This window comes from Ectothiorhodospira haloalkaliphila ATCC 51935, from assembly GCF_000633935.1.
Lineage (GTDB): Bacteria > Pseudomonadota > Gammaproteobacteria > Ectothiorhodospirales > Ectothiorhodospiraceae > Ectothiorhodospira > Ectothiorhodospira haloalkaliphila.
The window spans coordinates 1,038,054-1,065,036 of sequence record NZ_KK214998.1; the positions used below are offsets into that span (position 1 = coordinate 1,038,054).

Annotated in this window: 21 protein-coding genes and 1 pseudogene; 4 read left to right on the forward strand and 18 right to left on the reverse strand. The window is 66.2% G+C overall.

Annotation, left to right across the window (positions count from 1 at the left end):
- Positions 1-24: 24 nt before the first annotated feature.
- The 11 genes and pseudogenes from ECTHA_RS0112685 to ECTHA_RS0112740 all read right to left on the reverse strand — a co-directional run bounded on the left by ECTHA_RS0112685 (position 25) and on the right by ECTHA_RS0112740 (position 11,359).
- A complete protein-coding gene (locus tag ECTHA_RS0112685) occupies positions 25-1,818 on the reverse strand; it encodes a complex I subunit 5 family protein (RefSeq protein ID WP_025282509.1) in 1,794 nt (597 codons plus the stop codon).
- Positions 1,815-3,356 carry a proton-conducting transporter transmembrane domain-containing protein gene (locus ECTHA_RS18295; protein WP_035369609.1) on the reverse strand — a complete coding sequence of 514 codons (1,542 nt, stop codon included), beginning with the start codon at positions 3,354-3,356 and terminating at the stop codon, positions 1,815-1,817. The genes ECTHA_RS0112685 and ECTHA_RS18295 overlap by 4 nt, the downstream gene beginning before the upstream one ends.
- A gap of 1 nt (position 3,357) precedes the next feature.
- Entirely contained in the window at positions 3,358-4,815 is a 1,458-nt protein-coding gene (locus ECTHA_RS0112695; RefSeq protein ID WP_025282510.1) for a complex I subunit 5 family protein, read from the reverse strand.
- Between the two features lies 1 nt (position 4,816).
- Positions 4,817-5,134, reverse strand: coding sequence for an NADH-quinone oxidoreductase subunit K (locus ECTHA_RS0112700; protein ID WP_051582651.1), 318 nt, complete (start codon positions 5,132-5,134; stop codon positions 4,817-4,819).
- Positions 5,124-6,082, reverse strand: a pseudogene (locus ECTHA_RS0112705) (hydrogenase subunit MbhD domain-containing protein). Before ECTHA_RS0112705 ends, ECTHA_RS0112700 begins: the two are co-directional and overlap by 11 nt.
- Positions 6,079-6,408: a monovalent cation/H(+) antiporter subunit G gene (mnhG, locus tag ECTHA_RS18300; protein WP_419398080.1), complete on the reverse strand. Its 330-nt coding sequence runs from the start codon at positions 6,406-6,408 to the stop codon at positions 6,079-6,081. Before mnhG ends, ECTHA_RS0112705 begins: the two are co-directional and overlap by 4 nt.
- A 14-nt stretch (positions 6,409-6,422) precedes the next feature.
- Positions 6,423-6,698, reverse strand: coding sequence for an MrpF/PhaF family protein (locus tag ECTHA_RS0112720; RefSeq protein ID WP_025282513.1), 276 nt, complete (start codon positions 6,696-6,698; stop codon positions 6,423-6,425).
- A complete protein-coding gene (locus ECTHA_RS0112725; RefSeq protein WP_084306985.1) occupies positions 6,695-7,207 on the reverse strand; it encodes a Na+/H+ antiporter subunit E in 513 nt (170 codons plus the stop codon). Before ECTHA_RS0112725 ends, ECTHA_RS0112720 begins: the two co-directional genes overlap by 4 nt.
- Positions 7,179-7,808: a YdbL family probable chaperone protein gene (locus tag ECTHA_RS0112730; RefSeq protein ID WP_025282515.1), complete on the reverse strand. Its 630-nt coding sequence runs from the start codon at positions 7,806-7,808 to the stop codon at positions 7,179-7,181. Before ECTHA_RS0112730 ends, ECTHA_RS0112725 begins: the two co-directional genes overlap by 29 nt.
- A 61-nt stretch (positions 7,809-7,869) precedes the next feature.
- Complete coding sequence (gene trhP / locus ECTHA_RS0112735; protein WP_025282516.1) at positions 7,870-9,195, reverse strand: prephenate-dependent tRNA uridine(34) hydroxylase TrhP; 1,326 nt, start codon at positions 9,193-9,195, stop codon at positions 7,870-7,872.
- A gap of 85 nt (positions 9,196-9,280) precedes the next feature.
- Positions 9,281-11,359 carry a translocation/assembly module TamB domain-containing protein gene (locus ECTHA_RS0112740; protein WP_026623787.1) on the reverse strand — a complete coding sequence of 693 codons (2,079 nt, stop codon included), beginning with the start codon at positions 11,357-11,359 and terminating at the stop codon, positions 9,281-9,283.
- Between the two features lie 453 nt (positions 11,360-11,812).
- On the opposite strand from ECTHA_RS0112740, the gene mtgA reads away from it, so the two are divergent.
- Entirely contained in the window at positions 11,813-13,189 is a 1,377-nt protein-coding gene (gene mtgA / locus ECTHA_RS20160) for a monofunctional biosynthetic peptidoglycan transglycosylase (RefSeq protein ID WP_025282518.1), read from the forward strand.
- A gap of 15 nt (positions 13,190-13,204) precedes the next feature.
- On the opposite strand, the gene ECTHA_RS0112750 is transcribed toward mtgA, so the two are convergent.
- Both ECTHA_RS0112750 and choX read right to left on the reverse strand, forming a co-directional pair.
- Positions 13,205-14,224 (reverse strand): phospholipase A, encoded by a 1,020-nt coding sequence (locus ECTHA_RS0112750; protein ID WP_084306989.1) that lies wholly within the window; start codon positions 14,222-14,224, stop codon positions 13,205-13,207.
- 550 nt (positions 14,225-14,774) lie between these two features.
- Entirely contained in the window at positions 14,775-15,731 is a 957-nt protein-coding gene (choX, locus tag ECTHA_RS0112755) for a choline ABC transporter substrate-binding protein (RefSeq protein ID WP_025280295.1), read from the reverse strand.
- A 118-nt stretch (positions 15,732-15,849) separates the two neighbouring features.
- Here choX and betI point away from each other — a divergent pair, with 118 nt between their 5' ends.
- From betI to betA, 3 genes are all read left to right on the forward strand, one after another.
- On the forward strand, positions 15,850-16,440 hold the full coding sequence (gene betI / locus ECTHA_RS0112760; RefSeq protein WP_025280296.1) for a transcriptional regulator BetI: 591 nt from the start codon (positions 15,850-15,852) through the stop codon (positions 16,438-16,440).
- Between the two features lie 20 nt (positions 16,441-16,460).
- Entirely contained in the window at positions 16,461-17,939 is a 1,479-nt protein-coding gene (gene betB / locus ECTHA_RS0112765; RefSeq protein WP_025280297.1) for a betaine-aldehyde dehydrogenase, read from the forward strand.
- A 71-nt stretch (positions 17,940-18,010) separates the two neighbouring features.
- A complete protein-coding gene (betA, locus tag ECTHA_RS0112770; RefSeq protein WP_026623791.1) occupies positions 18,011-19,705 on the forward strand; it encodes a choline dehydrogenase in 1,695 nt (564 codons plus the stop codon).
- 59 nt (positions 19,706-19,764) lie between these two features.
- On the opposite strand, the gene fba is transcribed toward betA, so the two are convergent.
- The 5 genes from fba to tkt form a co-directional block, all read right to left on the reverse strand.
- Positions 19,765-20,829 carry a class II fructose-bisphosphate aldolase gene (gene fba, locus ECTHA_RS0112775; RefSeq protein ID WP_025282664.1) on the reverse strand — a complete coding sequence of 355 codons (1,065 nt, stop codon included), beginning with the start codon at positions 20,827-20,829 and terminating at the stop codon, positions 19,765-19,767.
- Between the two features lie 112 nt (positions 20,830-20,941).
- Positions 20,942-22,384, reverse strand: a complete 1,443-nt coding sequence (pyk, locus tag ECTHA_RS0112780; RefSeq protein ID WP_025282665.1) for a pyruvate kinase — start codon at positions 22,382-22,384, stop codon at positions 20,942-20,944.
- A 152-nt stretch (positions 22,385-22,536) separates the two neighbouring features.
- On the reverse strand, positions 22,537-23,715 hold the full coding sequence (locus ECTHA_RS0112785) for a phosphoglycerate kinase (RefSeq protein ID WP_025282666.1): 1,179 nt from the start codon (positions 23,713-23,715) through the stop codon (positions 22,537-22,539).
- Between the two features lie 196 nt (positions 23,716-23,911).
- Positions 23,912-24,907: a type I glyceraldehyde-3-phosphate dehydrogenase gene (gap, locus tag ECTHA_RS0112790; protein ID WP_025282667.1), complete on the reverse strand. Its 996-nt coding sequence runs from the start codon at positions 24,905-24,907 to the stop codon at positions 23,912-23,914.
- 77 nt (positions 24,908-24,984) lie between these two features.
- On the reverse strand, positions 24,985-26,979 hold the full coding sequence (gene tkt, locus ECTHA_RS0112795; RefSeq protein ID WP_025282668.1) for a transketolase: 1,995 nt from the start codon (positions 26,977-26,979) through the stop codon (positions 24,985-24,987).
- Positions 26,980-26,983 lie beyond the last annotated feature (4 nt).

The following is a 26,983-nucleotide window of genomic DNA, read 5'->3' on the forward strand; positions in this document are numbered from 1 at the left end:
CCAAACCAGACTACATCAACAACCTCACCCCAACGACAACGCCAGCACCAGGAACACCCCCAGCACCAGCCCCAGGAAAAGTACCCCCATCACCTCCCACTGCACCATCCGGCGCTCCCCCCGGACCGCCCAGGCCAGTACCCCGTTCCAGAAACCCCGGACACCCTCACCCAGCAACTCCATGACCCCATCCCAAAGGGAATGAACCCGCCCCGGCACACCCCCGAAGACCCGTAACCACCAGCCACCCAGGCGCTCCAGCGGCACCCACACATCGCCCTCAGGAATCCATCCCGGCATGCCCCAGCCGCGCCAGCGGGCCACCGCCCAGCCCAGCAGACCGACCACCAGCCCCAACAGCATCGGCCAGAGCACCGACCACAATCGATAGGCATCCAGCGAAGCCTCCGTCCAGTCCGGCACCCAGAACCACGGCAACAGCACACCCGCCACCACCAGCACCAGCCAGGGCATCGACATCGACAGCGGCAGGGGCCGCGAAGGCCCCCGCTCACGCAACATCACCGCCACCAGCCGCACCATCAACAGTGTCGTCCCCGCCGCCGCCAGCGTCAGCACCCACAGCACCACCGACAGATCCGCCAGCGGCCCCTCCATGGGCACCTTCAGGGCCGTCTTGGCCACCCAGCCCGAAGTCAGCGGCAAACCCGCCAATGCCAGCGCCGGCAAACCCACATAGGCCAGAATCCACGGCCCCCGCACCCGGCCCGCAATCCCCACACACAGAAACAGCGCCCCCTTCGCCAGACCATGATGCATCGCATAAAAGCCCACCACCGCCATCAGGACCGGCGCCAGGGCAGGCACCTGGATCGCCACACCCAGCCCCGCAATCATCAGCCCCATCTGACTGATGCTCGAATACGCCAGGATCGTCTTCGGTCGCGACTGGAACACCCCGGCCACCACCCCGAACCATGCCCCCAGCAACCCCAGCACCACCAGCAGATCACCCACCCAGAGCGTGGCCTCTCCTTCGGGCAGCAGACGCATCCACCCCAACAGACCCGCCTTGATCATCGCCCCCGACAGCACCGCACTCGCCGGTGTCGGCGCCGCCGGATGCGCCAGCGGCAACCAAAGATGCAGGGGCAACAAGCCCGCCTTGATGCCCAGCCCGATGAGCAGCAACGCGGCCGCCAGAGGACTGGCCGGCGCCTCCGAAGCCAGTTCCGCCAGGGAATGCCCGCCCGCACCGTGCACCAGCAGCACCAGCCCGGAAAACAGCGCCACCTCCCCCAGCATGGTCATGCCCAGGTAAACCCAGCCCGCCCGCCAGGCCTCCCGGGTGCGCTCATGCACCACCAGGCCCACCGACGACAGGCTCATGAGGGCGAAAAAGGCGTAGAAGACCATGGCATCCCCCGCCAGGATCAACCCCAGATTGCCCGCCATGGCCAGCAGGAAGAAGACATGAAAGCGCACCAGTCCCGGCTCTGTGGGAGCGGCCCCCGGCCGCGAATGGCGGTGCTCCGAACCTATCAGCCTAGACACGCCCGCTCCCGCGCTGCCCCCCAGATACCCCTGGGCAAAGACCGCCGCCGCCCCCCACAGCAGTGCCGTGACCAGCAGCAGCCCCCGCCCGATGGGATCCAGGGCCAGTTCAGCCCCCAGGAGCACCGCCGGATACTCCGCCGATGCCCCCACGGGCAATAACACCGCCCCCAGCAACGCCGGCAACACTGCCAGCGGCGTCAGGCGCCAGAGGGCACCCCGCCCGTCCAGGGCCAGCAGGAAGGCCAGCAGCAGCGGCATGCCGGGGATCAAGGCCAGCCAGGGAGCGACGGCCGCGCTCATGGATCCACCTCCTCGAACACGGCACGCCAGATGTGCTCATAGCCGTATTCGAACTCCACGATGAAGGTCACCCAGTACAGGGGACTGATGCTCAACGAGGCCAGCAGCCCCATACCCAGGGCCATGGCCGCCACCGCCAGCGTCGGCAGCAGCAGCATCCAGTGGGTCTCCAGCAGACCGTCGCGGAAACGATCCTGGGACCAGTGATGCTGGGGCCGACCGAACCAGCCCGCCAGGATCGGCGGCAGGAAATACGCCGCATTGAGCAGGCTGCTCACCAGCAGCACGCCGATCACCCAGCCCTGCCCCACCTCCAGGGCCCCCATCCCCAGGTACCACTTGGTGATGAACCCGGCCATGGGGGGTGCCCCGATCATCCCCAGTCCTCCCAGGGTGAAGGCGGCCATGGTCCAGGGCATGCGCCGCCCCACCCCCCGCATCTCCTCGATACGATGGATGCCCAGGGTCTCGGCGAAGTTGCCGGCGCAGAAGAACAGGGTGATCTTCATCACCCCCTGATGCACCAGGTGCACCAGCCCCCCCACGGCCCCCACCGGGCCGGCCAGGGCCACGCCGATGATGATGTAGGACACCTGGCTCACCGTGGAAAAGGCCAGCCGACGCTTGAGATCCTGGGTGAACAGGGCCCGCACCGAGCCATACAGCACCGTGAGGATCGCCAGCCCCATCAGCGGCAGGGTCATCCCCATGTCCGCGGCCAGCTGGATGCCGTAAACATCATTCATCACCCGCACGATACCGAAGGCCCCGGCCTTGACCACCGCCACCGCGTGCAGCAGGGCACTGACCGGGGCCGGCGCCACCATGGCCCGGGGCAACCAGCTGTGCAGGGGCAGCAGGGCCGCCTTGACCCCGAACCCCACCACGAACATGACGAACAGCAGGGGCAGCGCCCACTCATGCTCCGGGTAAAGATCGCGCAGATAACCACCGGCCGTGAAATCCTGACTGCCCGCCAGCACCGTCAGCCAGACCACCGCCGCCAGCAGCACCGCTCCGCCGATCAGGGTGTAGGCCAGATAGATACGCCCGGCACGGAAGGAATCCGGCGTGCCCCGATGCACCACCAGGGGCCAGGTGGCCAGGGTGAGGATCTCATAGAAGATCAGCATGGTGACCAGGTTGCCGGAGAAGGCGATCCCCACCGTGGCACTCACGCACAGACTGAAGAAACCGAAGAAGCGGCTGCGCTTGGGAGAATGCTCCAGATAGCCGATGGCATAGATGGTGGTCACCAGCCAGAGCACCGCCGAGAGCGTGGCGAACAGCAGGGACAGGGCGTCGGCGGCCAGCACCAGATCAATGCCCGGCAACAGGTTCAGGGTGAAGCTGTAGGTCTTGCCATCCCGGTACACGCCCACCAGCAGACTGATGATCAGCGCCAGCTTGAGCCCGGCTCCGCCCAGGTTGAAGAAGGTGCGCAGGGCGAACTGCTGCTCGCGCAGGAAGAAGATGACCAGCCCCGGCACCAGGGAGGTCATCAGGATGATCACCAGCAGAAAGCCACCCGGTTCCATGTCACAGACCTCCCGGACCGGTCACGGTGGCGTCCAGCAACTGCAGCGAGGCGGCGCCGGCGAACCCCAGGGCGATGGAGACCAGGGCCATGCCCAGGGTGGACCATTCCATGATCCCGGCAATGGGACGACCGGGGCTGCCGCGCCCCGCCAGGAAGGCCGGACCCAGCAGGCGAAACACATAGGCCCCGGCCAGCAGCCCGCCCACCACGACCACCACGGCCCAGGGCCACACGTCACCGGCGATGGCGGTCTCCACCAGCAACCACTTGGCGATGAAGCCGCCGGTGAACGGCAGGCCCACCAGACCGGCGCCGGCGATCCCCATGGCAAAGCTGCTGATGGGGCGCCCCCGCATCACATCCGCCAGTTCGCTCATCCGGTCGTGCCCCGCCGCCCTCTGCAGGGTGCCGGCAGCCATGAACACGGTGGCCTTGGCACAGGCATGGGCGGCGGCGAAGAACACCACCGCCCGCCAGCCACCCGGCACCGCCAGCATGAAGGGAAAGAACAGGGCCAGGTAACCCACCTGGGCCACGGTGGAGTAGGCCACGAAAGGCTTGAGCCGATCCGCCGCCATGGCCATGATGCCGCCCCAGATCACGGCGGCACCCCCCAGCCCTCCCATGAGCACGCCCAGGGCCGGTGTGGCCAGGTCCGGGAACAGGGTCAGCCACAGGCGCAGCATCAGGTAGAAGGACACCTTCACCACCAGGGCCGAGAGGATGGGGCTGGCGGCAGCCGGCGCACTGCCATGCCCCGGCGCCAGCCAGCCATGCAGGGGAAAGAGCGCGGTCTTGGCCATCAGCCCCACGGTCATCAGGGCCGCCACCATCATGAGCAGGTGGCCGGGGGTGACCTGCTCCGCCAGGGTGATCAGATCCAGTGCCCCGTAGGCGCCATAGAGCAGGGCCACCCCCATGAGATAGGCCAGGGAACCCAGCAGGCTCAACAGCAGGTAGCGCATGGAGGCCACCAGGGCCGGCCCGCCGCTGGCCAGGGCCACCAGGGCCACCGAGGCCAGCACCACCAGTTCCAGGGTGACGTAAAGGTTGAACACGTCACCGGAGAGATACAGGGCGTTCATGGCCGCCCAGAGCCACAGCCACAACACCCAGAAACGGCCGGAGCGCTCCTGTCGGCCCACGTAGCCCAGGGCGTAGAGGGTGACGAACAGCCCCACCACCGATGTGAGCAGCAGCATGAAGGCCGCCAGTCCGTCCAGGACCAGGGCGATCCCCAAGGGGGCCTCCCAACCGCCCAGGGCATGGATCTCCGGACCCTGCCACCACACATGCAGCGCGCCGCCCAGGGTCGTTCCCAGGGTGAGCAGGGCCACGACCAGTGCCACCCAGCCCCCCGCCCGGGGCCACAACCCGGTGAGCAGGGCCCCGACCAGAGGCACGATCACGATCAAGGCTGCCCAGGACAGCCCGCCTGTGAGGCCGGCGATGGGCATGTCAGTCCTCCGGGGCTTCCGATGGCAGGCGTGCCTGCCCCGTGGCAGCCCTCACCTTGAGCATCAGCGCCAGGGCCACGGCGCTGGCACACACGGCGACGACGATGCCGGTGATGACCAGGGCATGGGGCACCGGATCGATGAGGTCGGGACCGGAGGCCGCGGTGAGCAGGACCATGAACACCCCGGACCCCATGATATTGACGGCCAGCACCTTGACCAGGAGGTGGGGACGCACCACCAGGGCGTGCACCCCCAGCACGAACAGCAGGGCGCCGCAGACCAGATAGATCTCACCCACCAGGTTCTCAGTGATCATCGTCATCTCCCTGAACACGTCCTCCCAGGAACAGCAGTACCAACCCCAGACCGATGGACACGGCGGCCGCCAGTTCCACGGCAACGATCAGGGCATAGGCCCAGTCCGGGTGATAGCCCATGAACCCATGCCCCCCCAGCAGGCCGCCCACGCCGCTGGCCAGGAACACCAGCACCCCCAGGGCCACCACGAATCGCAGCCCGAGTCGCGGCACCCGGGGGAGCGACCGGGGCCGGGCCAGCACGAGCATCACCCCGGCCGCGCCCAGTACCGCCCCGCCCTGAAAGGCCCCACCGGTGGTGCTGGCCCCCACCCAGACCAGGTAACCCCCCGTCAGCACGGCCACCGGCACCAGGTGACGCAGGGTGCCGCGCAGCACCGGCCCCCGCACCGAACGGGCGGGCACCGGATCCTGGCGGCCCAGGGACCAGGCCACCCAGACGGCCAGCAGCAGTACCGCCAGTTCCAGGAAGGTGTCATAACCCCGGAAGTTCAGCAGCACGGCGGTCACCTCATGCCCCACCCCGGAACGGTCCATGGCCTCGGTCACGGGCTCGGCCAGACCCGAATGGGCCGGCAGTTCCAGCAGGATCAGCACCAGGGCCACGCCCAGTGCCCCGGCCAGCAGGGACGTCAGCACATGGGACAGCCGCGGGCGACTCATGATCCCTCCCCCCCGTGGCGCCCCGACGCCATGCGCCGCAGCCGCCCCAGGGCCACCAGCAGCAGGGCACCGGTCACCCCGGCGCCGATGGCGGCCTCGGCCAGGGCCACATCGGGGGCCTGCAGGCGCACCCAGGCCAGGGAGAGCAGCAGACCGAAGGCAATGAACAGCACCACCGAGCGAAACAGGTTCACCCCCCGCAGCAACTGCCAGGCCACGCCCAGCAGGGTGAGCACCAGGGTGAGGTCAAAGGCCAACAGCAAACCGGCCTGCCAGGGGCTCATCCGCGACCCTCCCGGCCCCGGGGCTGGCGCGCCGGGTCGGCCCCGGCTTCCGATTCCGGTTCACCTTGCGTGAGCGCCCGCTGCGCCACCAGATGGCAGGCAGCGGCACCACTGAACAGCACCAGCAGCCAGATGAGCACCAGCTTCAGCACCAGGGGCAGGCTGCCCGCCTGCAGGATCAGACCCAGGGCGACCAGCCCCAGGCCCAGGTTGTCGGCCTTGGTGAGGGCGTGCAGGCGGGTGTAGACATCGGGAAACCGCAGCATCCCCAGGCTGCCGGCGGCAAAGAACACCAGGCCCGATACCACCAGGATCAGGCTGACCATGTCCAGCGGACCCATCACGGCTCTTCCCCACCCTCACGGGGCAGGCCTCGCTGGCGCACGAAGGCCACCGTGGCCACCGCCGACAACAGGGCGAACACCAGGGCCACGTCCACCAGGGCCGGCATCTCCAGGCCCCAGGCCAGCAGCAACAGCATGGCCACGCCGGCGGTACCGAAGAGCTGGGCGGCCAGCATGCGATCGCCGGGGCGGGGCCCCATCAGCACGCGCACCATGCCCGCCGCCACGGTGAGCAGCAGGAACAGGGCCGCGCCAATCCAGATCGCATTCATGAGGCCTCCCCTTGGTGGATCGTGATCCCGAACAGGCGCGCCACACGACCCTCCAGGTCCGCCAGCGATCCCTGCACGTCAAGCCCCAGATCCAGTACGTGCACGTGCACGCAGGCCCGATGCAGACCCACGCTCAGCGTACCCGGCAACAGGCTGATGACGATCATGAAAAAGGTCAGGGCCGGGCCCCGGCGCAGTTGCACGGGATAGTCGATGAACCCGGGACGCAACGGCAGACGCGGCGAGAAGGCCCGGCGGGAGACGTCCAGGCCCCCCACCAGGGACTGCCAGAAGAAGCTCAGGGCGAAGGGTAGAACCTGGCGCCAGGCGATCCGGTAGCGGCGCCCGGCGGGCAGGGTGAATACCGAGAGTGCCGCCAGCACGGCCAGCGGCACCCCCAGTGTCCAGGACCCGGGATCGCCCTCGGTGAGCACCCACCACAGGAACAGGCAGGCACCCAGGGTGACCAGGAAGCGGCGGCTATTTTTGCTGCCAGCGGCCACGCTCATCCTGATACCAGTAGCCGGAGGGGGCCTCTTCCACCCAGACCCGGGCAAAGGTCCTGCGGATGTCGGACTCCCATTCGGGGCGGTCGTTGGCGCGGGCGATCTCCCGATACAAGGCGTTGCGGTCGGCGTTCTCCTCGGACACCAGGCGCTGCACCGTCGAGCGATCCCGCAGCGGCACCGCGTTCAGGTCGCGCACCGCCACCAGGCCATCGCTGGTGAAGCCCACCGCCCCGGACTGATAGTGGGGGCGCAGACCCGAGGCCCGCTGGCGCATGGAAGCCCGCAGGGAATCGATGGCCGAGGAGCGGATGTTGATATCCGGCTGCTGCGCCTGGGCCGGGGAGATCACCCCGTTGAGCACGGCCACCATCACCCGGCTGCCCATCTCCCGCAGCGCTCCCTGATCCGAGGCAGCGGGCTCCTCGGCCGGATCACGGGCTGGCGGCTGCTCCGTCTCGCCCAGGACGTCGCGCACGATGATGCGGGCCGCATCCTCCGCCGCCGCGGCGGGGAAGTAGATGTTGATGGTCACGCAGGCGGACAGCAGAAAGGCCAGGCCAAACCACGCCAGCGGGCGCGCGCATCGGGCAATCGGGGTCATGGATGATCTCCAGTACAGTGACGGTTCCTGGTTCATAGTCTCCGCCACCCCGACGCCGGCATCAAGGGGACGGTGGCTCCACCTGCCTGAGGATCAGGCCCATGTGATAGTCGCCCGGCGGCAGCGGAATGGACACCCGGTGACCGGCGCCGGGGGCCTGTGTCACGGGCAGACCCTCGCGGCCGGTGATGGCCTCGAGCACGATCTCGCGGCTGCCCCCCGGGGTGATGATCTCCAGGCAATCCCCCACCCCGAAGCGGTTCTTCACGTCCACCCGGGCCATGCCCGAGACCGGGTCATAGGCCTCGATCTCCCCGACAAACAGCCGCCGGTCGGACTCGGAATGCCCGCGGACGTAGTTCTGGGCAGTGCGCTCCCGGGGCCGGGTGAGAAAGCCGTCCGTGTAACCCCGGTTGGCCAGCCCCTCCAGGGCCTCCAGCAGGGCGGGATCGAATGCGCGGCCGGCCATGGCATCGTCGATGGCCCGGCGGTACACCTGGGCGGTTCGCGCCGCGTAATAATGGGATTTGGTGCGTCCCTCGATCTTCAGGGCATCCACCCCGATGGTCACCAGGCGCTGCACATGCTCCACGGCGCGCAGGTCCATGGAATTGAGGATATAGGTGCCGTGCTCATCCTCCTCCACCGGCATGAGCTGCCCGGGGCGCTCGCCTTCCTCCAGCAGGAAGGGCTCATCCGCCTGGGGATGGCGGCTGGCAGGGGAAGTTTCATCCCGGGGCATCCAATCGCCGCCCTCGTCCTGTTCGGCGGCGTGCAGGCGGTACTGCCAGCGGCAGGCATTGGTGCAGGCCCCCTGGTTGGCGTCGCGATGATTGAAGTAGCCGGACAGCAGGCAGCGCCCGGAATAGGCGATGCACATGGCCCCGTGGACCATCACCTCCAGTTCCATGTCCGGGCAGTCCTGGCGGATGGACTCGATCTCCCCCAGGGAGAGCTCCCGGGAGAGGATCACCCGGGTCAGCCCCAGGCCTTGCCAGAAGCGCACGCTGGCGGCATTCACGGTGTTGGCCTGCACGGAAAGGTGCACGGGCATCTCGGGCCAGCGCTCGCGCACCTGCATGATCAGTCCGGGGTCGGACATGATCAGTGCATCGGGCTGCAGCGCCACCACGGGGGCCATGTCCCGCGCGAAGGTGGCCAGCTTGGGTTGATGGGCACTGATGTTGGCGGCCAGGAAGAAGCGCCGACCGGCGGCATGAGTGAGCCGGATGCCCTCCGCCAGGGCCTCAAGGGCGGCGAATTCGTTGTTGCGCACCCGCAGCGAATAGCGGGGCATGCCGGCATAGACGGCATCGGCGCCATAGGCCAGGGCGTAACGGAGGTTCTTGAGGGTACCGGCGGGGGCAAGCAGTTCGGGGGCGTTCATGGCGGGACGATAGCACAAGACCCTGGTGCCCGACCGTCATCTCCGCGCCCTCACCCCAACCCCTCTCCCGCCAGCGGGAGAGGGGCTAGGACTCACTCACCTCCCCGGCTTCCACCGCCGCCTGCAGGCGCTGGATCAGATCCCGCCAGGCCACCTGCCGCGTGAAACCGATCACCTCCACCCGCGGCAGACCCGCCCCCTGGATGATGTAATACCCCACACCATCCGGCGCGGGTGCCACGCCATCCATCTCGCAGACGTCCCCACGCAGCCGGCAGGACAGGCCCAGTTGCCGGTAGCCAAAGGAATCGAAGAAGCGCAGAAAGCCGGTACCCAGCATGCCACCGACACCACCGCCAAGGCCCACCAGATTATCCACCGCCCGCTGGCTGATGCGTCGCCGAAAGCGCTGATCCAGCGGCGTGTACAGAGCCGCGTCGAAGCGCACCGGCTCCCAATTCACCAGGATCATGTCCCTTACATGGCCCCTCAGGCGCCCCTCGATGAGACCGAACTCGAAGGTGTTGGTGATGGACGCCAGATCCAGATTGTCCATCTCCATGTCCGCCCAGAGCACCGGTGCCACGCCGAAGGGCTCCCGCAGACGCAGGTTGCCCACGCGGATCATGCCATCGAAGGCCTGGATCACCAGGCGCCCGCCGACGGTGAGCTCACCACCCTGATAGCGCACCCGGGGAATGCTGCCCGCCAGGGTTCCGGTGAACAGCGGACGGCCAACGCTGGCCGCCAGGCGTTCCATGGAGATGGGCATGACGCTGGCCTCGAAGGTCACCACCGGGTCATCGCTGCCCAGGCCCAGGGCCTCCAGACCGTGCATGCGCAACTCGCCATCGAGTATCGGAACCCGTGCCTCCTGCGTGAGCCGGACACCGTCCTGCTCCAGTTGCAATGCAACGCGGGTCATGCCCAGGGGGATGCGATAGAGGTGCCCACCCTCCAGGGAAACATGACTGACGGGCGCCGCCCCATCAGACTTCCAGATCAATCGCCCATCCAGACCATAGAGGCCCAAACGACCCTTGCGGTCGTCCGCGTCCACGCCGGAGAGGGTGAGGGCTGCCCGCTGCGGAGCGCCCTCGCGAATTTGCAGGCGCCCGGAGATCAGGCCGCCGGTCTCCAGGTCGTCCAGGACGGTGCCGTAGGCAAAGGGCTGCAGGAAGGCCTCGTAAACGGCCGGCAGCCTGGCCCGATCCACGTCCAGGGTGGCCTTCAGACTACCGGGCAGGTGCGCCGGATCCAGGCTCGCCTGCCCTGCCAGACGCAGATCCTCCCCCCAGGCGAGCGCCAGATCCTTCACGGACAGCCTGCCGTCATGCCAATCCACCCGGGTGCTGACGCGGACCGGCTGTTCAGGCCCCACCTCCAGGAAGACCGGATCCACGTACAGGGCACCCTCATCCCAATCCAGGGCCAGCACCCCCTGCCAGGCCGAACCCTCCTGGCGCACATCCCATTGCAGGGACATGCCCAGGCCCTCCCCGGCCAGGGTACCTTCCGCGCCGGCGAAGGCACCGTCGCCCCAGACCACCCGGCCTTGAGTGGCCTGGATGCCATCCATCCCGCCCCGGCCCTTGAAGTCCAGCGCCAGATGACCTTCCATCCGGAAGCCCTCGGGCATCAGAACCTCCAGCGGCACCCCCACCCTTTCTGCCAACCCGCGGACTTCCCGCAACGCCAGCCGCTGGCCCTGAGCACGCACCCCCCACTGCCCCGCGTCGTGCGTGACCGAGACGTCCATACGCCCATCCGCCAGGGGGAGTTGCTTCAGCGTCAGCTCCAGGCGGCCATCAAATCCCAGATCCAGTTGCCCGGACACCTGGTTGAGGGTCAGCCAGGGATGACGTCCAGAGAGCCGGATGGCGGGGCATTTCAGCCGTGTGGGCTCCAGACGCCCTCCGGGGCAAGTCACCTCCAAGGCCTTCGCCGAGCCCACCGGGTCCGGCAGGTGCAGATGATCCACGTGTAGACGAATCGCGTCCGCTCCGGTCGGGCCGGGCGCCAGCGTCATCTCCAGCGTGACACCCGTCATGGACCAGCCATCGCCCTGCACATCGCCAATATCCAGCATCCACCGCCCCGAGGCCGACGATGCCATCAGCAGCAGGGTGATCAGCATCCAGGTTGGCAAGGCGAAACGGAGCAAGGTGGGCAGAATCCACACAGAAAATGGGTGATGGGGCCGCAGCCCACCAGTAAGCCCGAAAAACGGGTCAGTGCGGCGCCTGAACACTTGACATTATGCACAAGGGGCCCGCGACGGGCACACCCTGCACGCTGATCCCGCCACCTTCAGTCAGACTTGAGAACACTCAAAATAAGCTCAATATATCAGACAGTTACGATATTGATCAAAAAGTAATCAGTCTGAGAACAGGCCACGTGCCACGGGGGCTGGGAGCAGTTTCCGACACACCATCCACAGAGTTATCCACAGCTTTTGTGGATAATGGGAAATTCCCCTGTGATACACCGCATTTGCGTCGTCGAGGGCACGAAGCACTTCAGGTTTGGTCCACAAGTCCCAGGTCCGGGTCCTCGCCGCAAACGTGCCCGAATGGCCTTCCGCTGTCACCTTGAACTTGAGATATTACGCCCTGTGAGACGCCGCCATTATCACAGACCCCGACGCTGGTCATTCCGGCGCTTCCTGATCCGCCTGACGGTGGGGGTTGTCCTGTTGCTGCTGGTTTCCACGACCCTGGTGGTGGGTGGACTGCGCTGGGTCGATCCGCCCACCACGGCCTTCATGGTGTTGCATGAGAATTCCAGCCGCGCCTCCGGGCACAAGGTGCCGGTGCGCCACGAATGGGTGCCCCGGGATCGCATCGCTCCCGAGGCGGCCTATGCGGTGATCGCCGCCGAGGACCAGAACTTCATGAATCACCGGGGCTTTGATTTCGGTTCCATCCGTGCGGCCCTTCGGGAATACCGGGAGGGAGGACGACTCAGGGGCGCCAGCACCATCAGTCAGCAGGCGGCCAAGAACGTGTTCCTGTGGCCAGAGCGCAGTCTCCTGCGCAAGGGAGTGGAAGCTTATCTGACCGTATTCATCGAGTGGCTCTGGCCCAAGCAGCGCATCCTGGAGGTGTATCTCAATGCTGCCCAGTTCGGGCCGAACATCTACGGGGTGGAGGCGGCCAGCCAGGCCTACTTCGACAAACCGGCCAGCCACCTCACCCAGTCGGAGGCGGCACGCCTGGCGGCAGTGCTGCCGGGCCCGGTGCGCCTGAGGGCCAATCGTCCATCCTCCTATGTACTGGAGCGGCAGGCCTGGATCGAGCGCCAGGTGCCACAATTGAAGAGGGCGGGTTATCTGGAGGGGGTATGGGCCTCACCCACGGGTGACCACACTGGGCAACCCCCTCTTTTCCCGCAGGATGGCGTGGCACTGAAACATCGCCTGACACCGGCTTCCGGTGATACGGTGCGTAAAGACCTGACCAAACCCGGATTCTTCGCGAGCCAGGAGGGAATGATGACCACATTGATCGACCTGCATGCTGCCGATGAGTCAGCGCGGTGGCAGATCGTCAACGACGGTGTCATGGGGGGGCTGTCACGCAGCCGGTTCCAGATCAGCGAGGAGGGTGTGGCGGTCTTCACGGGGGAGATTTCCCTGGCCAACAACGGCGGCTTCGCCTCCGTGCGCCGGATACCCGATACCCTTGAGATGGGTCAGGCCCGTGGCATCCTGTTACGGGTGCGTGGCGACGGGCGCACCTACCAGTTGCGACTGCGCACCGACACCGGGAACGATGCCATGGCCTACCGCCAGCACTTTGATACCACGGAGGGTGAATGGCGGGAGGTGGAACTGCCCTTCGACGGCTTCGAACCCGTGTTCCGTGGCCGAATCCTCTCCGATGCCCCGCCCCTGAAACCGGCCCAGGTGCGTCAACTGGGCTTCATGCTCGCCGACAAGGCCGCAGGGCCCTTCGTGCTGGAGATCGGGGCCGTGGCACTCATGGACTGAGTTCGCCCCGACGCATCAGTCCAGAACGTCGTTCAGACTGACGCCAACCCCCACGGTATTCTGGTACCAGTTGTAATCGATCAGACTCTCCCCGTAGCCGGAGAAGACCTGCACGTAGCCGCGCAGCGGACCGAGCACGGGAGGCGAAGTCCACGAGGCCGATAGCGCACCCCGACCCGTGGACGGGTTGCCCCGCAGCATGGCAGTGAAGCGGTGATCCCCATGGCGGTACGAAGCCGTCAGGTCCCCATAGCCGTAATAGTCGGTGATATCCGGATTATCGTCCCTTTGCTTGCCTTCCGGCACCCGATGCCATAGCCGCCCCACCAGGGCCAGGTCGTCCCGCTCCAGACCGACCCCCGCGTACAACCGATCCCAACTGCGTGAAAGAATCTCGGACCGACCATTGGAATGGTGCAGGAAGCCCAGGTTGAGCACCTCCCAATCGAAACCGGCCAGGCGCAGACCGGGGCGATAGCTGAGGATCAACTCGGGCGAATAGTTGGTCTCCCGGAAAGGACGTGACACGTCCTCGTTGTACACCTGCCACTGACTCTGCTGGGTGTAACCCGCCCACACGCCCCAGCGACGGTCATGGGTGGTCCACAGGCGCGCCTTGAAACTGAACTGAAACTTGGACTCCACCGAGTCCAGATCCTGATCAGCCGCGGGATCGATCCCCGCCAGTGGCGCGAAGGGCCGGTCATTGGTGCGATCGGAGTATCGGGCCGGGAGGAAGTAATTGGGTTGATGCACCCGCAGCATGTGCGCATCGGAGTCGGGTGAGAATCCCCAGGTGCTGGCAAGCCGGGAAGTGGGACGCCCCTCCGCCGACTCACGGGCGGGCGGCTCGGGCGGCTCCGGCTCGGGTAATTCGATGGCGGTGAGCGCATCCGCGGCGGGGGCCGCATCCGTTTGCTCGCCGACCAGAGCGTCGTAACAGGCCAGGCGTTCATCATCCGCGTTGATCCGCGCGCAGTCTTCCCACGTGATGGCCGCGCCCGACATCGGCCAGCAGGCGACGAACGCCAGCATCAACGGGGAGGGCCTGCAGAAGCGACGGTGCGTCAGCTGGAGCTTTACCAAGTGTGTGGGGGGCATGCGGGGGGGCGATTTTTGGAGCGGCGATCAGGATACAGCATAGGTCAGCACGCCGTGCGAATGAAAGGCAGCCCCCGCAGGGATTCATCCAGGGCAACCGACAGCCCATTGCCACCGCCCCCCCTGGCACGAACCCCGCCCCCGTGGGAGCGGCGCGCCAGGTTCCACTATCGTCTGCTGCTGTCCGGCACGAACCCCGCCCCCGTGGGAGCGGCCCTCGGCCGCGAAGGGCTTTTCGAAAAGAACGCCGTGGCGTCCGGACCTCGGGGTGCCCGGATTCCTGTAAGCGGGCTCCAGCCGCAGGAAGCGGCTGCAGAGCCTACATGGATGTATTCACGGCGTCCCGCTGCAAGGGATCCGGGCACCCCGAGGTCCACTCCGCTCTCCGGCCTGGGTGCGAGGCCGACCGTCAGGCCCTTCGCGGCCGAGGGCCGCTCCCACGGGGAGACGCCGATCATAGGGAGTGGGTTCAGCCGAGCCGGGATCAGCCGGCCACAGCCTCTTTCACCACCTCCAGTGCAGGACGACCCTGGCGGTCAGTCACGCCCTCGAGCCAGGGCTCCAGCGCCTCGGGGTTGTCACGCAGCCAGTCGCGGGCCGCCTGCTTGGGATCCACGTCCTGGTTCATGATCTGATCCATGAGGTGATTTTCCATCTCCAGGGTGAAGCTCAACTGCTTGAGGAACTGGCCCACATTGGGACAGCGGTCCACATAGCCGGTCTGCACATTGGTGTGCACGGTGGCGGCCCCGAAGTCCGGGCCAAAGAAATCCTCGCCGCCCTCCAGATAGGCAATATCGAAACGGGTGTTCATGGGGTGAGGTTCCCAGGCCAGGAATACTATCCAGTCGCCATTGCCGGTGCTGCGGCGCACCTCGCCCAGCATGCCCGCCTCGCTGGACTCCATCACCCGGAAGCGACTCAGGCCATAGGCATCCTGGTCGATCATGTCATGGATGATCTCGTTGCCGTCATTGCCCGACTCCAGGCCATAGATCCGTCCACCGAACTCCCGGCGGTGCTCAGCCAGGTCGGAAAAATGTGTCACGCCCGCATCGTGCACATACTGGGGAACCGCCAGCGTGTATTTGGCGCCCGTGAGGTTGGTGGCAATGGTCTCCACCGTGCCCCGAGTCTCGTAGGGTTCGATGATGCTGGCCATGCTGGGCATCCAGTTGCCCAGAAAGACATCAAAATCATCATTGGCCAGACCACCATAAGCGATGGGCACCGACACGGTGAGGCTGGTGGTGTCGTAGCCCAAGGCCTCAAGGACCACACGGGCCGTGGCGGTGGTGGCCGTGATGTCAGTCCAGCCCACCTCGGCGAAGCGCACCTGGCCACAGGCCTCGGGTTCGTCGCTGCCTGCCAGGGTGGCAAACGGGGCAGCCAGCATGCAGATCGCCGCGCCGGCGGTCAGGATTCGGGGTAATGAAGCCATGAAAGGTTCTCTCCCATACAGTTGATCGGATATTGATTGAACGTTCATTCAAACACACATTGAACGCTCATTCAATTTTGGTTAGAGTGAAGGTCATATCCACGACCAGGGACAGAGCATGCCTCATCACGGATCACTCAACGGACGCCGCGAGCAACTCATCCGGGCCAATCTGACCGCCATCCACCAGTATGGACTGGCGGATGCCACCATTGCCCGCATTGCCCGACTGGCGGGGGTGTCCACCGGCATCATCAGCCATTACTTTGGCGGCAAGTCCGGGCTGATGGAGGCCACCATGCGCCACCTGCTGGCCGAACTGGGCCGGGCCGTCACGGAGCGCCGCCAGGGCCTGGACGCCGACGACGTGGAAGGGCATGTGGACGCCATCATCGACGGCAATTTCGACTCGACACAGACCAATCGGGCCGCCATGCGCACCTGGCTGGAGTTCTGGGCATCCAGTATGCACCAGCCTGCGCTGCAGCGACTGCAGCGGGTGAACGAACGGCGCCTATACTCGAATTTGTGCCACCAGTTCCGCAAACGCCTGCCACCCACTCAGGCACGGGATGCGGCCCGCTCGGTGGCTGGCCTGATCGACGGCCTGTGGCTGCGGGGCGCGCTACACCCCGACGGCATCGACATCAACGGCTGCCGCCGCCTGGCGCGGGAAAACGCCCGCTTCTGGCTGGCCCAGACCCACTGACCCCACTCCGGAGCCCCCTCATGCCACTACCCCAGATCGACCCGATTCAGGGCGGTTACATTCATGGCCGTCGGGTGACCGACCCCAGCGGCCCGTGTTTCGACACGGTCAACCCGGCCACGGGCCAGACCCTGGCCCGCGTGCAGAGCAGCGCCCCGGAGCAGGTGGATGCCGCCGTGCAATCGGCCCGTGAGGGCCAGCGGGTCTGGGCCGCCCTGAGCCCCATGGTACGGGGCCGGGTGCTGCGCCGGGCTGCGGACCTGCTGCGCGAGCGCAACGACGCGCTGGCAACCCTGGAGACCCTGGATACCGGCAAGCCCATCAGCGAGACCACCGCCGTGGACATCCAGACGGGCGCGGATGCCCTGGAGTACTTTGCCGGCGTGGCCATGGCGCTGGAGGGTGAACAGATCCCCCAGGGCGAGCAGGCCTTCATCTACACCCGCCGCGAGCCCCTGGGGGTCTGCGCGGGCATTGGCGCCTGGAACTATCCCCTGCAGATCGCCTGCTGGAAGGCGGCCCCCGCCCTGGCCGCCGGCAATGCCATGGTGTTCAAGCCCAGCGAGGTGACGCCACTCTCGGCCCTTGTGCTGGCGGAGATCCTCACCGAGGCCGGGCTGCCGGAGGGTGTATTCAATGTGGTGCAAGGAGATGCGGATACCGGGCGTGCCCTGACCGGTCACCCGGAGATTGCCAAGGTCTCGTTCACGGGTGAGGTGGAAACGGGCAAGGCGGTCACCGCCGATTCGGCCAGCAGCAATCTCAAGCAGGTGACCATGGAACTGGGGGGCAAGTCGCCGCTGATCATCTTTGCCGACGCGGATCTGGAACAGGCGGTGAGCGCCGCCCTGATGGCCAATTTCTACAGCAGCGGCCAGATCTGCACCAACGGCACCCGGGTGTTCGTGGAATCGTCCGTACGCGAAGCGTTCGAGGCGCGCTTGCTCGAACGCATCGGGAAGATCCGTGCCGGGGATCCCCTGGACCCCGAGACCAATCTGGGTCCGCTGATCAGCCATGCCCATCGGGACCAGGTGATGGACCATATCGACCGGGCCCGTGCCGATGGTCTGAAACTGCTCATTGGGGGCGAGACCCTGTCGCCCGGCTCGGCGCCGGAAGGGGCCTTCGTGGCCCCCACAGTGTTTGCCGATTGCCCCGACGATCACCCCCTCGTGCGTCAGGAGGTGTTCGGACCGGTGATGGTGCTGCAATCCTTTGCCTCCGAGCAGGAGGTGATCCAGCGGGCCAACGACACGCGCTACGGCCTGGCGGCGGGGGTATTCAGCCGCGACCTGTCCCGGGCCCACCGGGTGATCCATCAGTTGCAGGCGGGGATCTGCTGGATCAACACCTACAACCTGTCGCCGGTGGAGATGCCGGTGGGGGGTTACAAGCAATCGGGGCTTGGGCGGGAGAACGGGCTGGCGGCGCTGGAGCATTACACCCAGCGCAAGTCGGTGTACGTGGAACTGGGAGAGGTGCAGAGCGTGTTTTGACGGGGGGGGCTCCGCGTCCCTCACCCCCCATCTGTGCACCCCCAACCCATTCAACCAAGGGGCATTACCCCATGAAAACCAATACATACGACTACATCATCATCGGCGCCGGCTCCGCCGGGGCCGTGCTGGCAGCCCGCCTCACCGAGGACCCGGACACCCGGGTGCTGCTGCTGGAAGCCGGTGGCCGGGACTGGCGCCTGGACTTTCGCACCCAGATGCCCGCCGCCCTCGCCTATCCGCTGCAGGGCCGACAGTACAACTGGGCCTTCCAGACCGAGCCCGAACCCCACATGAACTGGCGACGCATGGACTGCGGCCGGGGCAAGGGCTTGGGCGGCTCCTCACTGATCAACGGCATGTGCTACATCCGTGGCAACGCCCTGGACTACGACCACTGGGCCAGCGATTTTGGCCTGCCCGGCTGGGAATACGCCCACTGCCTGCCCTATTTTCGCAAGGCCGAGACCCGGGACATCGGCGCCAATGACTACCATGGTGACCAGGGGCCGCTGTATGTCACCACGCCCAAGCCCGGCAACAACCCCCTCTTCGAGACCTTCATCCAGGCCGCCGAACAGGCTGGTTACCCCCGCACGGAGGACGTGAACGGATACCAGCAGGAGGGTTTTGGCCCCATGGACCGCACCACCACGGCCCGGGGCCGCCGCGCCAGCACTTCGCGAGGCTACCTGGATCAGGCCCGGCAGCGGCCCAATCTGGACATCCAGGTCCGCGCCCTCACCGACCACATCATCATGGAGGGTCGCACCGCCCGAGGCGTGAGTTACATCCAGCGGGGCCGCCGCCAGGAGGTTCGGGCCGAACGGGAGGTGCTGGTCTGCGCCGGCGCCATCCTCTCCCCTGCCATCCTGAAGCGCTCGGGGATCGGTCCCGCCCAGGAGCTGGTGGACCTGGATATCCCCGTGATCCATGGACTCCCCGGCGTGGGCAACAACCTCCAGGATCATCTGGAAATCTATGTGCAGTATGCGTGCAAGGAACCCATCAGCCTGTATCCGGCCCTGAAGTGGTGGAACCAGCCCTGGATCGGCGCCCAGTGGCTGCTGGGCGGGCGCGGCATCGGGGCCAGCAATCAGTTCGAGGCGGCCGGGTTCATCCGCAGTGAAACCCGTTTTGACTGGCCCAACCTGCAGTACCACTTCCTGCCCATCGCCATCAATTACAACGGCACTCAGGCGGTGGAGGCCCACGGCTTCCAGGCCCATGTGGGTTCCATGCGCTCACCCAGCCGGGGGCACGTGCGCCTGGCCGCTGCAGACCCGAGGCAGGCGCCGCGGATCAGCTTCAATTACATGAGTCATGAGCAGGACTGGCGTGAGTTCCGGGACGCCATCCGCCTCACCCGGGAGATCATGGCCCAGCCAGCCCTGGATCGTTACCGGGGCCGCGAACTGGCCCCCGGGGCCCAGGCCAGGTCGGACCTGGAGCTGGACGAGTTCGTCCGCAATCACGCGGAAACGGCCTATCACCCCTGCGGCTCCTGTCGCATGGGCACGGCGGAGGATGACATGGCCGTGGTGGACGACCAGGGACGGGTACATGGGGTGGAAGGGCTGCGGGTGGTGGATGCGTCCATCATGCCTCGCATCGTCACGGGGAATCTCAATGCGCCCACCATCATGATGGCGGAGAAGATCGCTGATCGCATCCGGGGTCGGGAGGCGCTGCCTGCGTCGCAGGCACCGGTGTATCGGGTGGAGGCGGGGAGTCCGACCCGGTTGCAGGGGGAGCGAGCGGCTTAAAGCCCCTCTCCCCACCGGGGAGAGGGGTTGGGGTGAGGGGGGCGGGCGCCCCCCCAGGCTTACTTCACCTTGGGGTCCAGCTCGCCGGACTTGTAGCGGGCCACCATGGCCTCCAGGTTCATGGGCCGGATCTTGGAGGCCATGCCGGCACAACCGAAGGCCTCGTAACGGGCCTTGCAGATGTCCTTCATGGCGGCGGTGGAGGCCTTGAGGAATTTGCGCGGATCGAATTCCTTGGGGTTCTCGGCCAGGAACTTGCGCACCGCGCCGGTGGAGGCCATGCGCAGGTCGGTGTCGATGTTCACCTTGCGTACGCCGTGCTTGATGCCCTCCTGGATCTCCTCCACGGGCACACCGTAGGTCTCGCCCATGTCGCCGCCGTACTGGTTGATGATCTTCAGCCACTCCTGGGGCACCGAGGAGGAGCCGTGCATCACCAGGTGGGTGTCGGGGATGCGGGCGTGGATCTCCTTGATGCGCTGGATGGCCAGAATGTCACCGGTCGGCGGACGGGTGAACTTGTAGGCGCCGTGGGAGGTGCCGATGGCGATGGCCAGGGCGTCCACATGGGTCTTCTTGACGAAATCAGCGGCCTCGTCCGGATCGGTGAGCAGCTGATCATGGGACAGGGTGCCCTCGGCACCGGAACCGTCCTCTTCGCCGGCCTGGCCGGTCTCCAGGGAGCCCAGACAACCCAGCTCACCCTCCACGGAAACGCCCACCCAGTGGGCCATGTCGGCCACCTGTCGGGTGACTTCCACGTTGTAGTCGTAGGTGGACGGTGTCTTCATGTCAGGCATCAGGGAGCCGTCCATCATCACCGAGGTGAACCCGGACTGGATGGAGGCCTGGCACACCGCCGGCTCACCGCCGTGGTCCTGGTGCAGCACCACGGGGATGTGAGGGTACTGTTCCACCGCGGCCACGATCAGGTGACGCAGGAAGGGCTCGCCAGCGTATTTGCGGGCACCGGCCGAGGCCTGGATGATCACCGGCGAGTCCACCTCGTCGGCAGCCTGCATGATGGACTGCACCTGCTCCAGGTTGTTGGCGTTGTACGCGGGCATGCCATAGCCATGTTCGGCAGCATGGTCCAGCAGTTGTCGAAGGGAAATCAGGGCCATTGGGACCTCCTTTTGGTTTGCTTGAGAAACAATTTATCGCAGGTTCGCTATCGTTATCATGACCTGACCGCCGCGGTCACATACCCGGACCGACAGCGGCGGTTTGCTGCATTCAGGTGACGCCATCCTGGAGCGCGCCCACCTGGACGATCTTCATGGCATTGGTGCCACCCATCACCCCGGTCAGATCCCCCTTGGTGATGATGACCAGGTCCTCGTCCCGCACCACCCCAGCCTCCCGAAGGATGTCCACCACCTGGCGGTTATTCTCCGCGTGACTGGTGTTTTCGCTCACGAACAGTATCGGGTAAACGCCGCGGTACAGGGCCATTTTGCGGCAGGAGCGCTCGTGGCGGGTCATGGCGAAGATGGGTATGCCGGAACTGATCCGGGACATCCACTGGGCCGTGGAGCCGGATTCCGTCATGGCGGCGATGGCGCGCACATCCAGGTGATTGGCCGTGTACATGGTGGCCATGGCGATGGCCTCATCCACCCGCTGGAAATAGCTGTCCATGCGATGGGTGGACACCCGGGCGCTGCGCTGGCGCTCGGCGGCCTCACAGATGCGCCCCATGGCCGCCACGGCCTTGTCGGGATACCGCCCGGTGGCCGTCTCTCCCGAGAGCATGACGGCGTCGGTGCCATCGAGCACGGCGTTGGCCACATCGAACACCTCGGCCCGGGTGGGAATGGGGCTGGTGATCATGGACTCCATCATCTGGGTGGCCGTGATCACCACCTTGTTGCGGGTGCGGGCATCATGGATGAGGCGCTTCTGCACGCCGGGCAGTTCCGCATCGCCGATCTCCACCCCCAGATCGCCTCGGGCGATCATGATGGCGTCGGTGGCCTCCAGGATCTCGTCACTGGCGGTGACCGCCTCAGCCCGTTCGATCTTGGCGCAGATGGCACCATCCCCCCCGGCATCCCGCAGGCGCTGGCGGGCCTGATGGATGTCATCGGCACAGCGAGGGAAGGAGATGGCCAGGTAATCCACCTCCAGTTCCGCCGCCAGGCGGATGTCGTTCACGTCCTTGTCGGTGAGTGCCGCGGCGGAGAGGCCGCCCCCCTGGCGGTTGATGCCCTTGTTGTTGGACAGGGTGCCGCCCACCACCACATGAGTGTGGATGCGCGGGCCATCCACCCGCTGCACCTCCAGCACCAGACGGCCATCATCCAGCAAAAGGACATCCCCGGCGTTCACGTCCCCGGGCAACTCCTTGTAGGTGAGGCCGACCTTCTGAACATCTCCCAGCCCTGGATCCAGTTCGGCATCCAGCACGAAGGGATCGCCCTCGTTCAGTTCGACACTGCCCTTGGCAAACCGGGCGATGCGGATCTTGGGGCCTTGCAGATCCCCCAGCACGGCGATGATGCGCGAGGCCTCGGCGGCGGCTTCGCGCAACCGGCTGACGCGCTTGCGATGATCATCCGCCTCGCCATGGGAAAAATTGATGCGTACCACGTCGACTCCCGCCCGCACCAACGCCCGCATGGCTGCGGGCGAGTCCGTGGCCGGTCCCAGCGTGGCGACTATCTTGGTTCTACGCATGTTGGGCCTGTTCCTGTGTTCTGGGCACTTCGTTCGGGGCAGGGGCCATTTCACCTCTGCCGGATCGCTCGCCCGCGGCCAGGGCCGCCCCACCGGGGACACGAGCACCCATGGTGGGAACGGCTAAGGTCGCGAGCCGCACAGCACGGAACTCAGGCCTTGGCCCGGGCCTCCAGCATGGCCACCGCCGGCAGCGTCTTGCCTTCCAGGAACTCCAGGAAGGCACCGCCGCCGGTGGAGATATAGGAGATGCGCTCGGACAGGCCATATTTGTCGATGGCTGCCAGGGTGTCGCCGCCCCCGGCGATGGAGAAGGCATCGCTCTCGGCGATGGCTTCGCCCATGGCGCGGGTGCCGGCGGCGAACTGGTCGAACTCGAACACGCCCACCGGGCCGTTCCAGACAATGGTGCCGGCCTTTTTCATGAGTTCGGCATAGGTGGCCGCCGTTTCCGGGCCCACGTCGAAGATCATGTCATCCTCGGCCACCGCGTCCACGGAGCGGTTGCTGGCCTCGGTGGACTCGGAGAACTCCTTGCCCACGCACACATCGGTGGGCACCGGGATCTCGCCGCCCTTGGCCTTGGCGGCTTCCATCAGGCGCTTGGCCTCGGCCACCAGGTCGGCCTCGTACAGGGACTTGCCCACGCCATGCCCCTGGGCGGCGATGAAGGTGTTGGCGATGCCGCCGCCGACGATGAGCTGATCCACCTTGGTGGACAGGGATTCGAGCACGGTGAGCTTGGTGGACACCTTGGAGCCACCCACAATGGCCACCAGCGGCCGTTTGGGGTTGCCCAGGGCCTTGCCCAGGGCCTCCAGTTCAGCCGCCAGCAGCGGCCCGGCGCAGGCCACCGGAGCGAACTTGCCGGCGCCATGGGTGGAGGCCTGGGCCCGGTGGGCGGTACCGAAGGCATCCATCACGTAGATGTCGCACAGGGCAGCATATTGCTTTGAGAGCGCCTCGTCGTCCTTCTTTTCGCCCTTGTTGAAGCGCACGTTCTCCAGCAGCACCACTTCACCATCCTGAACCTCCACGCCATCCAGATAATCGCGCACCAGTTTCACCTTCTGGCCCAGCAGGCCGGAGAGGTGTTCGGCCACCGGCGCCAGGGAGTCCTCCTCGGAGAACACGCCCTCTTCCGGGCGCCCCAGATGGGACATGAGCATCACCCGGGCTCCGGCCTTCATGGCGTGCTGGATGGTGGGCAGACTGGCGCGGATCCGGGCGTCGGACGTGACCTTGCCGCCCTTGACGGGCACATTCAGATCCTCGCGGATGAGGACCCGTTTACCCTTGAGATCCAGATCGGTCATCTTGATGACGGACATTGATGTGACTCCTTTGATGGTTTTGGCATTTTTTGTTTTAAGAACACTTTGGCAAACCCGGTGAGGGCTTGGCAAAGGGTTCTTCGGGTGCCCTCCGTTTGCCCCTCATCCCCGGCCCTTCTCCCCACGGGGGAGAAGGGGGCCAAAGCCCCCTCTCCCCTTGGGGAGAGGGGTTGGGGTGAGGGCGCCGAAGCCCTTAACCCACGTGCTGCACCAGACGCAGCATGTTGCAGGTGTAGCCGTACTCGTTGTCATACCAGGCCACCACCTTGACGAAAGTGGGATCCAGCTGGATACCCGCCTCGGCGTCGAAGATGGAGGGCATGCTCACGCCGCGGAAATCCGTGGCCACCACCTTGTCGGAGGTGTAGCCCAGCACGCCCTTGAGTTCACCCTCGGAGGCGGACTGCATGGCCTTGCAGATGTCGTCGTAGCTGGCGTCCTTGTCCAGTTCCACGGTGAGATCCACCACGGAGACATCGGAGGTGGGCACCCGGAAGGCCATGCCAGTGAGCTTGCCGTTCAGGCTGGGCAGCACCTTGCCCACGGCCTTGGCGGCACCGGTGGAGGACGGGATGATGTTCTCCAGGATGCCGCGCCCACCGCGCCAGTCCTTCTGGGAAGGGCCGTCCACGGTCTTCTGGGTGGCGGTGGCCGCATGCACGGTGGTCATCAGGCCACGCTTGATGCCGAACTGGTCGTTCAGCACCTTGGCCACCGGGGCCAGGGCGTTGGTGGTGCAGGAGGCGGCGGAGATGATGGCCTGATCGGCATAGTCCTTGTGGTTCACGCCGTACACGAACATGGGGGTGGCGTCCTTGGACGGGGCACTCTGCACTACCTTCCTGGCACCCGCGTCGATGTGCTTCTGACAGGTCTCTTCGGTGAGGAAGAAGCCGGTGGACTCGATCACCACGTCCACACCCACGTCGCCCCACTTGAGGTTGGCCGGATCGCGCTCGGCGGTCAGGCGGATCTTCTTGCCCTTGACCACCATGTGCTCGCCTTCCACGGACACATCACCGTTGAAGCGGCCGTGCACGGAGTCGTAGCGCAGCATGTAGGCCAGGTATTCGGGCTCGAGCAGGTCGTTGATGGCCACCACTTCCAGTTCCGGGAACTCCTGGGAAATGGCGCGGAAGGCCATGCGGCCGATGCGGCCGAAACCATTGATACCGACTTTGATCGTCATAACGTTACTGTCTCCATCTTACGGGTCATCATTTTTGTAATGGTTGGCCGCTGCCGAAGCCGGCAGCGGCCAGTGGATCACATGACGTCTTCCACTGCCTGCACGACGTTGTCCACCGTGAAGCCGAAGTAGTCCATCAGGGCATCACCCGGGGCGGATTCGCCAAAGCCTTCCATGCCGACCACCTTGCCGTCCAGGCCCACGTAGCGGAACCAGCCCTGGGTGGCCGCGGCCTCCACGGCCACACGGGCACGCACGGAGGCGGGCAGCACCGACTCGCGGTAGTCCGCGTCCTGGGCATCGAACAGATCCGTGCAGGGCATGGAGACCACGCGCACCTTGCGGCCCTTGTCGGCCAGCCGGGCGGCGGCATCCATGGCCAGGGCCACTTCGGAACCGGTGGCGATAAGGATCGCATCGGGGGTGCCGTCGGTGTCCTTGAGGACGTAACCGCCGCGGGACACGTTGGCCAGTTGCTGCGAATCACGTTGCTGGTGCGGCAGCCCCTGACGGGACAGGCTCAGGGCGGTGGGGCCATCCTTGCGTTCGATGGCACATTTCCAGGCCACGGCGGTTTCCACCGCATCGCAGGGGCGCCAGAGGGACATGTTGGGGATCAGGCGCAGGCTCGGCACCTGCTCCACCGGCTGGTGGGTGGGGCCATCCTCGCCCAGACCGATGGAGTCGTGGGTGAGCACGTAGATGGCGCGCTGCTTCATCAGGGCCGACATGCGCAGGCCATTACGGGCATAGTCGCTGAAGATCAGGAAGGTGCCGCCATAGGGGATGAAGCCGCCGTGCAGGGCGATGCCGTTCATGATGGCCGCCATGCCGAACTCGCGCACGCCGTAGTAGATGTAGTTGCCGTCGGCGTTTTCGCGGCTGACACCGCGGGCACCACCCCAGAGGGTGAGGTTGGAGCCGGCCAGGTCGGCGGAGCCGCCCATCAGTTCCGGAAGCGCCGGGGCATAGCCGCCGATGCTTTGCTGGGAAGCCTTGCGACTGGCCACCTTCTCGGCCTTGTCCACGGTCTCCTGGATGAAGGCAGTGGCCTTCTCCTGCCAGTCGGCGGGCAGGTCACCACTCATGCGGCGGGTGAATTCGGCGGCCAGTTCCGGATGGGCCTTCTTGTACTCATCAAAGCGGGCCTGCCAGGCCTGCTCGGCCTGGGCGCCCTTGTCCTTGGCGCTCCAGCCGGCGTAGATGTCCTCTGGAATCACGAAGGGTTCATGCTGCCAGCCCAGGGTCTCGCGCACCAGCTTGATCTCGTCATCGCCCAGGGGGGCTCCGTGGCATTCCTCCTTGCCCTGCTTGTTGGGGGAGCCCCAGCCGATGATGGTCTTGCAACAGATCAGGGTCGGGCGATCGGTGACACCGCGGGCCTCCTCGGTGGCCTTCTTCACGGCCTCGGCGTCGTGACCGTCCACGTTGCGCACCACATGCCAGCCATAGGCCTCGAAGCGGGCGGGGGTGTCGTCGGTGAACCAGCCTTCCACCTCACCATCGATGGAGATGCCGTTGTCATCGTAGAAGGCGATGAGCTTGCCAAGGCCCAGGGTGCCGGCCAGGGAGCAGACCTCGTGGGAGATGCCTTCCATCAGGCAGCCGTCGCCCAGGAAGACGTAGGTGTGGTGATCGACGATGTCATGCCCGGGGCGGTTGAACTGACCCGCCAGGGCCTTTTCGGCGATGGCCATGCCCACCGCATTGGCCAGCCCCTGCCCCAGCGGACCGGTGGTGGTCTCCACACCGGCGGTGTAGCCGTATTCCGGGTGACCAGGGGTCTGGGAGTGCAACTGGCGGAACTGCTTGAGCTCGTCCATGGGCAGGTTGTAGCCGGTGAGGTGCAGCAGTGAGTACACCAGCATGGAGCCGTGGCCGTTGGACATGACGAAACGGTCGCGATTCACCCAGTGAGGGTTGTCCGGATTGTGAGTGAGAAAATCATTCCACAGCACTTCGGCGATATCGGCCATGCCCATGGGGGCGCCGGGGTGACCGGACTTGGCTTTCTGGACCGCGTCCATGGAAAGCGCGCGTACGGCGTTGGCTAGCTCTTTGCGAGACGGCATGCAG

Bases quoted from the DNA above. Each gene is read 5' to 3' on its own strand.
- ECTHA_RS0112730 (WP_025282515.1), bottom strand. From the start codon at position 7,808: ATGACCCCGATTGCCCGATGCGCGCGCCCGCTGGCGTGGTTTGGCCTG.
- ECTHA_RS0112700 (WP_051582651.1), bottom strand. From the start codon at position 5,134: ATGATCACTGAGAACCTGGTGGGTGAGATCTATCTGGTCTGCGGCGCC.
- choX (WP_025280295.1), bottom strand. From the start codon at position 15,731: ATGGCTTCATTACCCCGAATCCTGACCGCCGGCGCGGCGATCTGCATG.
- trhP (WP_025282516.1), bottom strand. From the start codon at position 9,195: ATGAACGCCCCCGAACTGCTTGCCCCCGCCGGTACCCTCAAGAACCTC.
- ECTHA_RS0112695 (WP_025282510.1), bottom strand. From the start codon at position 4,815: ATGCCCATCGCCGGCCTCACAGGCGGGCTGTCCTGGGCAGCCTTGATC.
- pyk (WP_025282665.1), bottom strand. From the start codon at position 22,384: ATGCGTAGAACCAAGATAGTCGCCACGCTGGGACCGGCCACGGACTCG.
- betI (WP_025280296.1), top strand. From the start codon at position 15,850: ATGCCTCATCACGGATCACTCAACGGACGCCGCGAGCAACTCATCCGG.
- ECTHA_RS0112685 (WP_025282509.1), bottom strand. From the start codon at position 1,818: ATGAGCGCGGCCGTCGCTCCCTGGCTGGCCTTGATCCCCGGCATGCCG.
- tkt (WP_025282668.1), bottom strand. From the start codon at position 26,979: ATGCCGTCTCGCAAAGAGCTAGCCAACGCCGTACGCGCGCTTTCCATG.
- ECTHA_RS18295 (WP_035369609.1), bottom strand. From the start codon at position 3,356: ATGGAACCGGGTGGCTTTCTGCTGGTGATCATCCTGATGACCTCCCTG.
- fba (WP_025282664.1), bottom strand. From the start codon at position 20,829: ATGGCCCTGATTTCCCTTCGACAACTGCTGGACCATGCTGCCGAACAT.
- gap (WP_025282667.1), bottom strand. From the start codon at position 24,907: ATGACGATCAAAGTCGGTATCAATGGTTTCGGCCGCATCGGCCGCATG.
- betB (WP_025280297.1), top strand. From the start codon at position 16,461: ATGCCACTACCCCAGATCGACCCGATTCAGGGCGGTTACATTCATGGC.
- betA (WP_026623791.1), top strand. From the start codon at position 18,011: ATGAAAACCAATACATACGACTACATCATCATCGGCGCCGGCTCCGCC.
- ECTHA_RS0112720 (WP_025282513.1), bottom strand. From the start codon at position 6,698: ATGAATGCGATCTGGATTGGCGCGGCCCTGTTCCTGCTGCTCACCGTG.
- ECTHA_RS0112725 (WP_084306985.1), bottom strand. From the start codon at position 7,207: ATGAGCGTGGCCGCTGGCAGCAAAAATAGCCGCCGCTTCCTGGTCACC.
- mnhG (WP_419398080.1), bottom strand. From the start codon at position 6,408: ATGGTCAGCCTGATCCTGGTGGTATCGGGCCTGGTGTTCTTTGCCGCC.
- ECTHA_RS0112785 (WP_025282666.1), bottom strand. From the start codon at position 23,715: ATGTCCGTCATCAAGATGACCGATCTGGATCTCAAGGGTAAACGGGTC.
- ECTHA_RS0112750 (WP_084306989.1), bottom strand. From the start codon at position 14,224: ATGCTGGCGTTCGTCGCCTGCTGGCCGATGTCGGGCGCGGCCATCACG.